The 13,434-nt window shown below is 57.9% G+C and carries 10 protein-coding genes and 3 tRNA genes; 2 read left to right on the forward strand and 11 right to left on the reverse strand.

All coding sequences use genetic code 11. The features are described from left to right. Positions 1–331: 331 nt before the first annotated feature. Positions 332–1,192, reverse strand: coding sequence for a DUF2242 domain-containing protein (locus J2Y90_RS22540; RefSeq protein WP_253503462.1), 861 nt, complete (start codon positions 1,190–1,192; stop codon positions 332–334). A gap of 92 nt (positions 1,193–1,284) precedes the next feature. Then, positions 1,285–2,184 carry a LysR family transcriptional regulator gene (locus tag J2Y90_RS22545; RefSeq protein WP_253503465.1) on the reverse strand — a complete coding sequence of 300 codons (900 nt, stop codon included), beginning with the start codon at positions 2,182–2,184 and terminating at the stop codon, positions 1,285–1,287. Between the two features lie 119 nt (positions 2,185–2,303). Between J2Y90_RS22545 and J2Y90_RS22550 the strand changes: the two genes are divergently transcribed. Together J2Y90_RS22550 and J2Y90_RS22555 are read left to right on the forward strand one after the other, a co-directional pair. After that, positions 2,304–3,509, forward strand: a complete 1,206-nt coding sequence (locus J2Y90_RS22550) for an MFS transporter (RefSeq protein WP_253503468.1) — start codon at positions 2,304–2,306, stop codon at positions 3,507–3,509. Between the two features lie 14 nt (positions 3,510–3,523). Next, positions 3,524–3,775: a hypothetical protein gene (locus J2Y90_RS22555; protein WP_253503471.1), complete on the forward strand. Its 252-nt coding sequence runs from the start codon at positions 3,524–3,526 to the stop codon at positions 3,773–3,775. A gap of 349 nt (positions 3,776–4,124) precedes the next feature. On the opposite strand, the gene J2Y90_RS22560 is transcribed toward J2Y90_RS22555, so the two are convergent. The 9 genes from J2Y90_RS22560 to J2Y90_RS22600 all read right to left on the reverse strand — a co-directional run bounded on the left by J2Y90_RS22560 (position 4,125) and on the right by J2Y90_RS22600 (position 13,410). Next, positions 4,125–5,996 (reverse strand): SurA N-terminal domain-containing protein, encoded by a 1,872-nt coding sequence (locus J2Y90_RS22560; protein WP_253503474.1) that lies wholly within the window; start codon positions 5,994–5,996, stop codon positions 4,125–4,127. 227 nt (positions 5,997–6,223) lie between these two features. After that, positions 6,224–6,496, reverse strand: coding sequence for an HU family DNA-binding protein (locus tag J2Y90_RS22565; RefSeq protein ID WP_003183171.1), 273 nt, complete (start codon positions 6,494–6,496; stop codon positions 6,224–6,226). Positions 6,497–6,645: 149 nt separating this feature from the next. Beyond that, positions 6,646–9,042 carry an endopeptidase La gene (gene lon, locus J2Y90_RS22570; protein ID WP_016775334.1) on the reverse strand — a complete coding sequence of 799 codons (2,397 nt, stop codon included), beginning with the start codon at positions 9,040–9,042 and terminating at the stop codon, positions 6,646–6,648. A gap of 163 nt (positions 9,043–9,205) precedes the next feature. Then, a complete protein-coding gene (gene clpX / locus J2Y90_RS22575) occupies positions 9,206–10,489 on the reverse strand; it encodes an ATP-dependent Clp protease ATP-binding subunit ClpX (protein ID WP_016775335.1) in 1,284 nt (427 codons plus the stop codon). 112 nt (positions 10,490–10,601) lie between these two features. Next, on the reverse strand, positions 10,602–11,237 hold the full coding sequence (gene clpP / locus J2Y90_RS22580; RefSeq protein ID WP_016775336.1) for an ATP-dependent Clp endopeptidase proteolytic subunit ClpP: 636 nt from the start codon (positions 11,235–11,237) through the stop codon (positions 10,602–10,604). A 92-nt stretch (positions 11,238–11,329) separates the two neighbouring features. Beyond that, positions 11,330–12,640 (reverse strand): trigger factor, encoded by a 1,311-nt coding sequence (gene tig, locus J2Y90_RS22585; RefSeq protein WP_016775337.1) that lies wholly within the window; start codon positions 12,638–12,640, stop codon positions 11,330–11,332. 399 nt (positions 12,641–13,039) lie between these two features. Further along, positions 13,040–13,115, reverse strand: a tRNA-His gene (locus J2Y90_RS22590). Positions 13,116–13,192: 77 nt separating this feature from the next. Next, positions 13,193–13,277 (reverse strand) — tRNA-Leu (locus J2Y90_RS22595). A 57-nt stretch (positions 13,278–13,334) separates the two neighbouring features. Beyond that, positions 13,335–13,410: transfer RNA gene (locus J2Y90_RS22600), tRNA-His, on the reverse strand. Positions 13,411–13,434: the final 24 nt, after the last annotated feature.

Consider the following 13,434-nt stretch of genomic DNA (forward strand, 5'->3'; position numbering starts at 1 on the left):
TATTCGAGCAGCTCTTCCTGATACTCATCCATCGTATAAATCCCCCAAACTGCTCGCTGTAAAATGGCTTGATCAATCGACCTGTGCCCCGAGCATAAAGTGCCCGTGTGAAGGAAAAGTAAAACGCGACCTTCATGAATAAAACGTAGCAGGTGGTTGGGGATTTATCGCGGCGATGATGTCGCAGGTGTGTAACCAGATTTTTGGGCTAACCCAGAAACCACTGTGGGAGCGAGCCTGCTCGCGAAGGCAAAGTGTCAGTCTAATTATCTGTCGACTGACACTCCGCCTTCGCGAGCAGGCTCGCTCCCACAGGGTTTCGCTGAATTTCTTACTGGCCCGACGCAGGCATCGCCGGAATCGGCTCGGACGGCGGTGGAATATCCGGATTGGTCGGTGGCGTGATGGTTTCGCTGGCCGGTGCTGGCTCTTCAACGGGCGCTTGCGCAGGCGTGATCGGCGCCGACTCCGCCGGCGGCGCCACCGGCTCGGAACTCACGGGCGCGGTTTCAGCCGGCGCCGGTGCAGGTTCCGCAGCCGGCGCGGGGGCAGGTTCCGCTGCAGGTGTCGGCGCCAGAGGCGCGGCAGCCGGTGCAGGCGTCACTTTCGGCTCAGGCACGCCCAGATCGGTTTTCGGTTTTTCTTCGATGTGCGCCGCTTTCTTCGCATCGGCGGGCAGGAACTGCTCGACCAGGGTGAAGAAACGCTCGTAGAACTTCTGCGCGGTGACGGTCTCACTGGCGACCTTGACCATCGAATCGTCCGAGGAGCCGATCGGCATCGACACCGAACCCAACACGCCAACCCCGAGGCTGGCCGAGTTGTTGGTCTTCTTCAGCGCGTATCGGTCCTGCAAGGCGTTAGCGAACACCGTCGCGTGATGCCCGGCGCTGCCGTCTCCGGCGCAGACCACATTGAAGCTGATCTCGAGGTGCGTCTCGCCGGTCTGCTGGAAGCTCTTGTGACCGCTGACCAGTTTCGGATCGCTGCTGGTAATGATGTAGCCCTGACTGAGCAACGCGCGCCGGGCCGCTTCGCAACTGGCGGTATCGGTCACCGGGTAATTGCGCGAAAAGGTGCCGGAGTCATCGAAGTTCTCATGCTCATAGATCGGCTTGTCCTTGGAACAACCGGCTACCGCAGTCAACAAAAGCGCCAGCCCGACGACACGCATGGGAGTGGAAATCAACATTGAACATCCTGAGGGAAAACAGTCCGGGGCGTATTGTGCAACAGATCGCCGCCCCATGGCGCATGGAATAGTGTCAAGAATCGGTTACAACTTTACCGGTCATGAGCGGCAGGAAAAAGCCGCGCCGACAAATGATCGATCAGCGCGCGCAATTTCGCCGTAGCCTGCCGGCTCGACGGCCACAATACCCAGAACTGTCCGGCGTGCTCCACATGCTCATCAAGCACCCGGCGCAAGCGACCTTGGCGCACCGCTTCATGCACCATGAAATCCGGCAGACAGGCAATGCCCATCCCGGCCAGCACCGCATGCTGCACCGCCTCGATCGAGGTGCTGAGCAGACGCAGCGGCAATACCGGCTCAGGCGCCCCCTCTGCGCGGCGCAGCGGCCAGGCCTCCAGCTTGCCGGTGGCGTGAAAGGTGTGACGTAAACAGGCGTGATCGGCCAGATCACCCGGCGTGCGCGGTTCACCTCTGTGTTCGAGATAATCGGGGCTCGCCACCAGCACCAGATGAAACTCGCCCAGCGGCCGCGCCATCAGCCGTGAATCCTTGGGTTTGCCGGTACGAATCACCGCGTCGAAACCCTCATCAATCACATCGACCATGCGGTCGGTGAGGTCCAGATCCAGTTCGATGTGCGGGTACAGCGTCATGAATTCGGTCATCACCGGCATGACCAACTCGTGCACCTGCGGCAGGCTGATCCGCAGCCGACCGTGGGGCGCCGAGGCGGCATTGCACAACTCGAACTCCGCCGCCTCCACCTCCGCCAGAATCCTGCGACAACGCTCGAGAAACAAAGCGCCTTCCGAAGTCAGGGTGATACTGCGAGTGCTGCGATTGAACAAGCGCACGCCAAGCCGCGCTTCCAGCCGCGCAATGCTCTTGCCGACCGCCGACGATGACACCCCTTGCAAGCGGCCGGCTTCAGTGAAACTGCGAGTCTCGGCGACCTGCACAAATACCGAGATGCTGCCCAGGCTATCCATTCAAACCTCCGATTAGCTACATCCGTGTCCGATATGTTCGGAACCCTAACCTGTTTTTCCGCAATACGCAGCGCCCTACCCTGTGTTCCTCGACATTGATCACACAGAGACGCAGGAACATGACCGACGTACATTTCACCTCCTCAGGGCTCGACCAGCCGACTGAAACACGCGAACGCCTGCCTTACGGCGCACTGCTGGCGCTGGCCACGGCAGGTTTCATCACCGTCATGACCGAAGCGATGCCGGCGGGTCTGCTGCCGCAAATGAGCGCCGGCCTGAACGTATCTCAAGCGCTGATCGGGCAACTGGTCACGCTGTACGCCGTCGGCTCGATACTCGCGGCGATCCCCCTGACCATCGCGACCCGTGGCTGGCGCCGCAAACCATTGCTGTTGACCGCGATCACCGGCTTCGCCGTGGCCAACAGCGTTACTGCCGTATCCGAGCAGTACTGGCTGACCCTGAGCGCACGTTTTATCGCTGGCCTCTTCGCAGGCCTGCTCTGGGCACTCCTGGCCGGCTACGCCAGTCGCATGGTCGCACCTCACCTGCAAGGCCGCGCCATCACCGTCGCCATGCTCGGCGCGCCATTGGCGCTATCGCTCGGCATACCTGCCGGGACGCTGCTGGGCACGATGGTGGGCTGGCGCCTGAGCTTTGCCATCATGACCGCGCTGACCCTAGTGCTGGTAATCTGGGTGCACCTGCGAGTCCCGGACTTCGCCGGCGAAGTTGAAGGAAATCGCCTGCCCTTGCGTCAGGTATTCACCCTGCCCGGCATACGATCGGTACTGTTTGTAACCTTGTCCTACGTCGTGGCGCATAACCTTCTCTACACCTACATCGCGCCGTTCCTGCAACCCTCCGGTCTGACTTCGGACATTGATCGCGTACTATTGGCGTTCGGCCTGGCCTCGGTGCTGAGCCTGTGGATTGTCGGAAGCCTGATTGACCGCTGGTTGCGTGAACTGGTACTCGGGAGTGCGGCACTGTTCCTGCTCGCGGCGATAGCCCTGGCGCTGTGGCGCGCATCGCCCGGCGTGGTTTACGCAGCCGTTATCGTCTGGGGACTGGCATTCGGCGCGATGCCCTCGCTCCTGCAAACAGCCTCAGCGAAAACCGCCTCCCAAGCCGCTGATACAGCACAATCGATGCTGGTGACACTCTGGAATGTTGGTATTGCCGGCGGCGGACTGGCCGGCGGATTGATGATGGGGAATTTTGGGGTCGGAGCATTTCCGTGGATTGTCGCAGGGTTGCTGGTGTTGACGCTGTCTGCGGTGGTGATGGCCAGGGCGCATGGGTTTCCGTCGGGGCGGTGAAAACGTTTAGAAAAATGACCAGCCTCGATCTGTGCGACCCGCAGGAGATTGGTTGTCAGGCAAGTCGCCATCGCGAGCAGGCTCACTCCTACAGTGGATTGGGTACCACCTCAAAAATCAGGTCCGGCTGTCAGGCCGCCTTCGCAAGCAAGCTCGCTCCCACAGAAAAGCAAGATCAAAAGATCGCAGCCTTCGGCAGCTCCTACACAATGAGCGTTAGCTCGAGTGCTTTTGATCTTGATCCACGGGCGACTTCGGAAGGCTGAGCGGAGGGATTGATCCGGGCGTAGGAGCGCAGCGACCGTCTGGCGCAGCCAGACACAGCGGAAGGAGGTGCAGCGAAGCAAACCGGAGCCGCTGCGCCAGGATCGATCCCGCAGCGAAGGAACCCGAGCCTGCGAGGGCCGAACGCAGGAGCAAGCCTTTTCGGTTACCTTTTCGGCGTTTGGAAAAGGTGACTCGCCGTAAGGGCGAAACCGCCAGCAGCCGCTACCGAAGCAACGGATATTCACCCAACCGCCCCAGGGAGCATGGCCGGCCCAAAGGCCGCCAAGGCACAAAAACAAAAAAGCCCCGACCAACCGGCCGGGGCTCCTTCAAACGTCAGTCAAAAGATCAGAACCGCTCGATCTTCGCCTCAGCTTCCAGTTGCTTGCGATAAGCCGCAAAGTCCTGCTGCCCCTCACGGGAAGCCAGGAAGCGACGGTATTGCGCCTTCTCTTCATCCGTCGGCGCAGCCGCTTCATTGACGCCATTCAGACGCACAATCATCAGACTACCGTCCGGCAACGTAACGCTGGTGAACGTCGGCTTGTCCTTCGCAGCCGGCTTCGGCATACGGAACAACGCCTGCAGCACAGCCGGATCAACCCCTTCCTGACCACGGGTGGCCGCTTCGGTGGTTTTCCAGGTCTGGCCGTCGATGGCCTTGTCCAGCGGCGCCTTCCCGTCGCGCAGATCGGCAATCAGCTTCTCGGCACGGGTCTTGGCCTCGGCACTGGCGTGCTCCTTGGTCAACTGAGTGCGGATTGCCGCGTTCACGCTTTCCAGCGGCAGTTGCGCAGGCTTGAGATGCTCCTTGGCGCGCAACACGATCACGGTTTCCGGATCCAGCTCGATGGCCGTGCTGTTGGCACCTTCATCAATCACTTCCGGGCTGAACGCAGCAGTGACCACGGCACGGTTGGCCGCAACACCTTCGCCACCCTCGCGGCCGAACGGCTTGGAAGTGTGCACGGTCAGCTTCAGATCCGCCGCTGGCTGAGCCAGGTCGGACGCTTCGAATGCGGAGTCTTCCAGTTGCTTGGTCGCCTCGACGAAACGCTGCTCGACCTGCGCGGCTTTCAGCTCGCGGGTCAGCTTGTCTTTCAGACTGGCCAGAGTCGGCACTTCAGGCGCTTCCACACCCAACAGCTTGATCAGGTGATAACCGAAGTCGGTACGAATCGGCTCGGATACCTGGTCTTTCGACAGCGAATACAGAGCCTTTTCGAAGGCCGGATCGTAAACGCCAGGACCGGCATAACCGAGGTCACCGCCATTGTTTGCCGAACCCGGATCCTGCGAGAACTCCTTGGCCAGCGCTTCGAACTTCTCGCCCTTGGCCAGACGCGCCTGGACTTCGTCGATCTTCGCCTTGGCCTGTGCCTCGGTAGTCTTATCGTTCACTTCAATCAGGATGTGCGCGGCACGACGCTGTTCCGACAGGTTGGCGATCTCTTTCTGATACGCCGCCTCAAGGTCTTCATCCTTCACCGCGACCTGATCGAAGAACGACGACTTCTTCAGCTCGACGTAATCGATGATCACCTGATCCGGAGTCATGAACTCCTTGGCGTGTTCATCGTAGTAAGCCTTGACCTCGTCATCGGTCAGCTTGACCGCAGCCGGGTCGGCCTTGACGTTCAGAGTGGCGAAATCGCGGGTCTGTTTTTCCAGACGGGCGAATGCCAGCACTTCGGCGTCGGTCACGAAACCGCTGCCGGCAACGCCAGCGCGCAACTGGCCAATCAGCATTTCCTGAGCCAGCATCTGGCGGAACTGCATGCGGCTGTAACCCAGTTGACGGATCACCTGGTCGAAACGCTCGGAGCTGAACTTGCCGTCGACCTGGAATTCAGGTGTCTGCAGGATCACTTGATCCAGCGCGGCTTCGGAGAAGGAGAACTTCGCCTGTTCGGCGCCTTGCAGCAGCAACTTGCGGTCGATCAGGCCTTTGAGAGCCGATTCGCGCAGCATTTTTTCGTCGAGCAAGGAAGCATCGAAGTCCTTGCCCAGCTGTTGCATAAGCTGACGGCGTTGCATGTCAACCGCCTGGCTCAGCTCGTTCTGGCTGATTTCGTCACCGTTGACCTTGGCCGCCTCGTTCTTGTGAGTCGTGGCCTGAAAAATGGCGTCGAAACCGGTCAGGGCCATCAGTGCAACGATGACCCCGATAATGGTCTTGGCAATCCAGCCTTGTGAATTGTCCCTGATATTCTGCAGCATGCGTCCCCCAGAAACGGTTGAACTTCAATTTAGGCAACCGTGGAGCGTGGGTAGAATCCGGATAGAAGAAAGGCGCATCCGAGGATGCGCCTTCTCGTAACTGGCGGAGCGGACAGGGCTCGAACCCTCGATCCCGGCGTTACAGGTGCCTGTTCCAGCCACCTGCTCTACCGCTCCGCTGCCAAGTCAGGCTTGACCCCGACCCGGATGGGTAAAAACCTGAAAACTCAGTTAACAGCTTCTTTCAGTGCTTTACCGGCTTTGAAACCTGGCTTCTTGGCAGCCGGGATTTCCAGAGTCTTGCCGGTTTGCGGGTTGCGGCCGGTACGAGCCGGACGGTCAGTCACGGAGAAAGTACCGAAACCAACCAGAACAACGGAGTCGCCAGCCTTCAGAGCGCCAGTGACGGATTCGATTACAGCGTCCAGCGCACGGCCAGCAGCAGCTTTCGGGATATCAGCGGATGCAGCGATAGCATCAATCAGTTCCGACTTGTTCACTCTAAGTCCCCTTATATCTATTTTGAGATGTTTCTAAGTTTTTTGGTGAAAGCAAAAACGAGTGCTGAATGGCCTACAGACACTTAAGAGCCGCTTTATAACAAGGGCTCTAAAATGCTGTCAAGGAAAGCCCCCCAGGCTAAAACGTATTAATGCGTGCTAATTCTTTCCTTGGCATCAGACTCGCGTTTTTCGTCCTTGGCAACTATCTCCGGAGCCACATCCGGCAAGGGCTCCGGCGCGTATTGCAGCGCAATTTGCAGGACCTCGTCAATCCATTTAACCGGTTTGATCTGCAGATCCTGCTTGATATTGTCAGGAATCTCCTTCAGATCGCGGACGTTTTCTTCCGGAATAATCACAATCTTGATTCCGCCGCGATGTGCCGCCAGCAGTTTTTCCTTCAAACCGCCGATTGCCAGCACCTGACCACGGAGAGTGATTTCGCCGGTCATGGCGACATCGGCACGCACTGGAATCCCGGTCAACGCCGATACCAGCGCCGTGCACATGCCCACGCCAGCGCTAGGGCCGTCTTTCGGCGTAGCACCTTCGGGCATATGAATGTGGGTGTCGCGCTTCTCGTGGAAGTCCAGCGGAATGCCCAGGCTCTTGGCGCGGCTGCGCACGACGGTCTGCGCGGCAGTGATCGATTCGACCATCACATCACCCAGCGAACCGGTCTTGATCAGTTGCCCTTTGCCCGGAATCACCGCGGCTTCGATGGTCAGCAATTCGCCACCAACCTGAGTCCACGCCAGGCCGGTCACCTGCCCCACCTGATCCTGCTGCTCGGCGAGACCGTAGCGGAACTTGCGCACGCCGAGGAAATGCTCGAGCAGATCAGCTGTCACTTTTACCGAGAAACGTTTTTCCAGTGCATGCTCTTTGACCGCCTTGCGGCAGACCTTGGCAATCTGCCGCTCAAGACCACGCACGCCCGCTTCACGGGTGTAGTAACGGATGATGTCGCGGATCGCTTCCTCGTCGAACTCCAGCTCGCCCTTCTTCAGACCATTGGCGGCGATCTGTTTTGGCGACAGGTATTTCACGGCGATGTTGATCTTCTCGTCTTCGGTGTAACCCGGCAGACGGATGACTTCCATCCGGTCCAGCAGGGCTGGCGGAATGTTCATCGAGTTCGAGGTGCACAGGAACATCACATCGGACAGGTCGTAATCGACTTCCAGATAGTGATCGTTGAAGTTGTGGTTCTGCTCCGGATCAAGCACTTCCAGCAATGCCGACGCCGGATCGCCACGCATGTCGCTGCCCATCTTGTCGATTTCATCGAGCAGGAACAGCGGGTTGCGAACGCCCACTTTTGTCATCTTTTGAATCAATCTTCCCGGCATCGAACCGATGTAGGTGCGGCGATGACCACGAATTTCCGCTTCATCACGCACGCCGCCCAGGGCCATGCGCACGAATTTGCGGTTGGTGGCATGAGCAATCGATTCTGCCAGCGAGGTTTTACCCACACCTGGAGGACCGACCAGGCACAACACCGGGCCACGGATCTTTTTCACGCGTTTTTGCACAGCGAGGTATTCAAGGATGCGTTCCTTGACCTCTTCGAGACCGTAGTGATCGGCGTCGAGAATGTCTTCTGCACGGGCCAGATCGAGGCGTACCTTGCTCTGCGCCTTCCACGGCACTTGCACCAGCCAGTCGATGTACGAGCGCACCACGGTGGCTTCAGCCGACATTGGCGACATCTGCTTGAGCTTGTTCAGCTCGGCGGTGGCTTTGGCCAGTGCGTCTTTCGGCAGGCCGGCCGCATCGATGCGTTTCTTCAGCTCTTCGATTTCGTTGTGACCTTCGTCACCGTCGCCGAGCTCTTTCTGAATGGCCTTCATCTGCTCGTTCAGGTAGTACTCGCGCTGACTGCGCTCCATCTGCTTCTTGACGCGACCGCGAATGCGTTTCTCGACCTGCAGCAGGTCGATTTCCGCATCCAGCAGCGCCAGCACGTGCTCGACACGGGCTGACAGATCGATGATCTCGAGGATTTCCTGCTTCTGCTCGATTTTCAGCGCCATGTGCGCGGCCATGGTGTCGACCAGACGACCCGGCTCATCGATACTGTTGAGTGACGACAGGACTTCAGCCGGGACTTTCTTGCCCAGCTGCACATATTGTTCGAACTGCGACAGCAATGTGCGCACGAAGACTTCGGATTCGCGTTCGGCAGCGTCGACTTCTTCGATCAGCGAAACCTCGGCGCGGCAGTGGCCATCGACTTCGCTGAAGCGTTCGACGGTGCCACGCTGCTCGCCTTCGACCAGAACCTTGACGGTGCCATCAGGCAGCTTCAGCAACTGCAGAACCGTGGCAATCGTACCTACGCGATAGAGAGCGTCTTCACCGGGATCATCGTCAGCCGGGTTTCTCTGGGCCAGCAGCAGAATCTGCTTGTCACCCGTCATCGCTGCCTCGAGGGCTTCGATGGATTTCTCGCGCCCCACGAACAGCGGGATAACCATGTGCGGATAAACCACGACATCACGCAATGGCAGGAGAGGCAATTCGATGGTTGTCTTCATGATTTCGCCTCTACGGCGGCCATATGGCCGTAATCAGATGGAATTGAGCTTGAAACCAAGATGGGGGCTGCCTCGAAAAAAAACAAGCGTAAAGCGGAGGTAAAAAACGACTTAAAAAAAAAGAGGCCCGAAGGCCCCTTCTTTGTTGCGGCGCGGTGGACGCTTACGCGTCCGGCGCTGCCTTGGCCGTCGGCTCACTGTTTTCGTAGATATACAGTGGCTTGGACTTGCCTTCGATCACGCTTTCATCGATCACGACTTTGCTCACCTCGGACTGCGAGGGGATTTCATACATCGTGTCGAGCAGCACACCTTCGAGAATCGAACGCAGGCCACGGGCCCCGGTTTTACGTTCCAGGGCACGCTTGGCGACCGATTTCAGCGCGTCGGAACGGAATTCCAGATCCACGCCTTCCATCTCGAACAGCTTGGCATACTGTTTGGTCAGAGCATTTTTCGGCTCGGTGAGGATCTGCATCAGCGCAGCCTCGTCGAGCTCGTCCAGGGTCGCCAGGACCGGCAGACGACCGACGAATTCCGGGATCAGACCGAACTTGACCAGATCGTCAGGCTCGACTTCACGCAGGGATTCACCGACTTTCTTGCCTTCTTCCTTGCTGCGCACTTCGGCGTTGAAGCCGATGCCGCCTTTGGTGGAACGGTTCTGAATGACCTTTTCCAGGCCAGAGAACGCACCGCCGCAGATGAACAGGATGTTACGGGTGTCGACCTGCAGGAATTCCTGCTGCGGATGCTTGCGGCCACCTTGCGGCGGTACCGAAGCGACCGTGCCTTCGATCAACTTGAGCAAGGCCTGCTGCACGCCTTCACCGGAAACATCACGGGTGATCGACGGGTTGTCGGACTTGCGGGAAATCTTGTCGATTTCGTCGATGTAGACAATGCCCATCTGGGCTTTCTCTACGTCGTAATCGCACTTCTGCAGCAACTTCTGAATGATGTTCTCGACATCTTCACCTACGTAACCGGCCTCGGTGAGGGTGGTTGCGTCGGCGATGGTGAACGGAACGTTCAGCAAGCGGGCCAGTGTTTCGGCCAGCAGGGTTTTACCGGAGCCTGTCGGGCCGATCAGCAGGATGTTGCTCTTGCCGAGTTCGACGTCGTCAGCCTTTTTGTCACGCTGGTTCAGGCGCTTGTAGTGGTTGTACACCGCTACGGCCAAAACCTTTTTCGCACGCTCCTGACCAATGACGTACTGGTCAAGGATGCCGCTGATTTCTTTAGGCGAAGGCAATTTATGCGCGCTGCTTTCGGCCTGTGCTTCCTGCACCTCCTCGCGGATGATGTCATTGCACAGGTCGACGCACTCGTCGCAGATAAAGACCGAGGGGCCGGCAATCAATTTGCGCACTTCATGCTGGCTTTTGCCACAGAAGGAGCAATAGAGCAGCTTGCCGTTGTCCTCGCCGTTGCGGGTGTCAGTCATTCGTTCGATCCAAATCCGATAGGCTTGCAACACAAGATGAAGGCTATTGCGGGCTTTTTCAAGCCCGCCGCTGATCGGACATGCCGATCAGGCCTGTTTTGCGCTGCTTATATTAAGCTGGACGCTGGTTGATCACTTCGTCGATCAGGCCGTATTCCTTCGCAGCTTCGGCACTCATGAAGTTGTCGCGGTTGGTATCGCGCTCGATTTCTTCCAGAGTACGGCCGCTGTGCTTGGCCATCAGCATGTTCAGACGCTCGCGGATGAAGAGGATTTCCTTGGCGTGGATTTCGATGTCCGACGCCTGGCCCTGGAAACCGCCCAGTGGCTGGTGAATCATCACGCGCGAGTTCGGCAGGCAGAAACGCTTGCCCGGAGCACCTGCGGTGAGCAGGAATGCGCCCATGCTGCAGGCCTGACCGATGCAGGTGGTCGACACGTTCGGCTTGATGAACTGCATGGTGTCGTAGATCGACATGCCTGCTGTCACCGAACCGCCCGGCGAGTTGATGTACAGATGGATGTCCTTGTCCGGGTTTTCCGCTTCAAGGAACAGCAGTTGCGCACAGATCAGGTTGGCCATGTAGTCCTCTACCGGGCCCACCAGAAAGATCACTCGCTCCTTGAGCAGGCGCGAGTAGATGTCGTAGGCGCGTTCGCCACGAGCGGACTGCTCGACAACCATCGGGACCAGGCCGCCGGCGGCCTGGATATCAGAGTTCTGCTGAATATAAGAATTACGGAACATGCTCTGCAGTCGCTCCCAAATAGTTATGTCTTGAATACGCATAAGCCAGCTCGAGAGCTGGCTTATGGTGTGCACTTCTAACGCAAAATCAATCAGTCGGCTGCTGGAGCTTCTACCGGCTTGACTGCTTCTTCGTAGGAGACCGATTTGTCGGTCACACTAGCTTTCTGCAGAACAGTATCCACAACTTGCTCTTCCAGCACAACCGAACGCACTTCGTTCAGTTGCTGCTCGTTTTTGTAGTACCACGACACGACCTGCTCTGGCTCCTGGTAAGCGGAAGCCATTTCCTGGATCATTTCGCGAACGCGAGCTTCGTCAGGCTTGAGGTCGAACTGTTTGACCACTTCAGCAACGATCAGGCCCAGCACGACGCGGCGCTTGGCTTGCTCTTCGAACAGCTCGGCCGGCAGTTGATCCGGCTTGATGTTGCCGCCGAATTGCTGAACAGCCTGCACGCGCAGACGGTCAACTTCGTTGGACAGCAGCGCCTTTGGCACTTCGATCGGGTTGGTGGCCAGCAGACCGTCCATTACCTGATTCTTGACCTTGGATTTGATCGCCTGACGCAGTTCACGCTCCATGTTCTTGCGAACTTCGGTGCGGAAACCGTCGATGCCGCTTTCCTTGATGCCGAATTGAGCGAAGAACTCTTCGTTCAGCTCAGGCAGCTTAGGCTCGGACACAGTGTTGACGGTCACGGTGAACTCGGCGGTTTTGCCAGCCAGGTCCAGGTTCTGATAGTCCTCAGGGAAGGTCAGGTTCAGAACGCGCTCTTCGCCAGCTTTAGCGCCAACCAGGCCTTCTTCGAAGCCCGGGATCATGCGGCCGGAACCCAGCACCAGCTGAGTGCCCTTGGCGGAACCGCCAGCAAACACTTCGCCGTCGACCTTGCCAACGAAATCGATGTTCAGTTGGTCTTCGTTCTGAGCGGCACGATCGGCCACTTCGAAACGAGTGTTCTGCTTGCGCAGGATGTCCAGCATCTTGTCCAGGTCAGCGTCAGCCACTTCAGCGCTCAGGCGCTCAACGGTGATGCCTTCGAAACCGGCAACGGTGAACTCAGGGAACACTTCGAATACGGCTACGTATTCCAGATCCTTGCCCGCTTCGAGGGATTTTGGCTCGATCGAAGGCGAACCGGCAGGGTTAAGCTTCTGCTCAACCACGGCTTCGTAGAACGAAGACTGGATCACGTCGCCTACCGCTTCCTGGCGAGCGTCAGCACCGAAACGGCGCTTGATTTCGCTCATTGGCACTTTGCCTGGACGGAAGCCAGCAATTTTGGCCTTTTGGGCAGTCTGCTGCAGACGCTTGTTGACCTGAGTCTCGATGCGCTCTGCCGGCACGGTGACGCTCATGCGGCGCTCGAGAGCAGTAGTATTTTCAACAGAAACTTGCATGGATATTCCTCGTTGCACAGACGTTAGCCGGCCGTTTCCGACCCCAGAATCAAGGGCATGCATTCTAGTGGGTCAAACTCAAGAAGTCACCCTACTGGAAACGGGTAAAAAAACAGCAGGCAATTTATAGGGAGCGCCGCACGAATGCCGCGCACTCCACAGGCGAATACAAGCGATCACGTCAGGGCTCTGCATCAACCCTTCTATATATAGAAGGGCAATCGATTGGCCCCAGACAGCTATCCCGGCAATCACCGGAACAGCGAGCAGCTCAGCCTCATCGGAACCTTTATATTCGATGAAGTGCCCTGCCCTGCGACCTGAAACCGACCAGGTCGGATTCCAAACCGCTAAAACAAAAAAGGCGCCAGACTGTTAAATCTGGCGCCTTTCGAAATATGGGGTGGACGATGGGGATCGAACCCACGACAACGGGAGTCACAATCCCGTGCTCTACCAACTGAGCTACGCCCACCATATTGCGTAACAAAAAAGCCAAACAACTTCTTTGTCGAAACTTCATCAGGCCCGAGGCACAGACAAAGCTTTATTTGGTGCGGATGAAGAGACTCGAACTCTTACGCCTCGCGGCGCTGGAACCTAAATCCAGTGTGTCTACCAATTCCACCACATCCGCGGATGAAGCTTTTAAAGCAAAGGCGCCAGACCGTTAAATCTGGCGCCTTTCGAAATATGGGGTGGACGATGGGGATCGAACCCACGACAACGGGAGTCACAATCCCGTGCTCTACCAACTGAGCTACGCCCACCATATCGCGTTACTTGTGCCAAAG

Origin of the sequence: Pseudomonas koreensis (genome assembly GCF_024169245.1) — a bacterium.
Classification (GTDB): Bacteria; Pseudomonadota; Gammaproteobacteria; order Pseudomonadales; family Pseudomonadaceae; genus Aquipseudomonas; species Aquipseudomonas koreensis_F.

Excerpts from the sequence above, each read along its gene's own strand:
- J2Y90_RS22540 (WP_253503462.1), bottom strand. The coding sequence starts at position 1,192 with ATGTTGATTTCCACTCCCATGCGTGTCGTCGGGCTGGCGCTTTTGTTG.
- J2Y90_RS22545 (WP_253503465.1), bottom strand. The coding sequence starts at position 2,184 with ATGGATAGCCTGGGCAGCATCTCGGTATTTGTGCAGGTCGCCGAGACT.
- J2Y90_RS22550 (WP_253503468.1), top strand. The coding sequence starts at position 2,304 with ATGACCGACGTACATTTCACCTCCTCAGGGCTCGACCAGCCGACTGAA.
- J2Y90_RS22555 (WP_253503471.1), top strand. The coding sequence starts at position 3,524 with ATGACCAGCCTCGATCTGTGCGACCCGCAGGAGATTGGTTGTCAGGCA.
- J2Y90_RS22560 (WP_253503474.1), bottom strand. The coding sequence starts at position 5,996 with ATGCTGCAGAATATCAGGGACAATTCACAAGGCTGGATTGCCAAGACC.
- lon (WP_016775334.1), bottom strand. The coding sequence starts at position 9,042 with ATGAAGACAACCATCGAATTGCCTCTCCTGCCATTGCGTGATGTCGTG.
- clpX (WP_016775335.1), bottom strand. The coding sequence starts at position 10,489 with ATGACTGACACCCGCAACGGCGAGGACAACGGCAAGCTGCTCTATTGC.
- clpP (WP_016775336.1), bottom strand. The coding sequence starts at position 11,237 with ATGTTCCGTAATTCTTATATTCAGCAGAACTCTGATATCCAGGCCGCC.
- tig (WP_016775337.1), bottom strand. The coding sequence starts at position 12,640 with ATGCAAGTTTCTGTTGAAAATACTACTGCTCTCGAGCGCCGCATGAGC.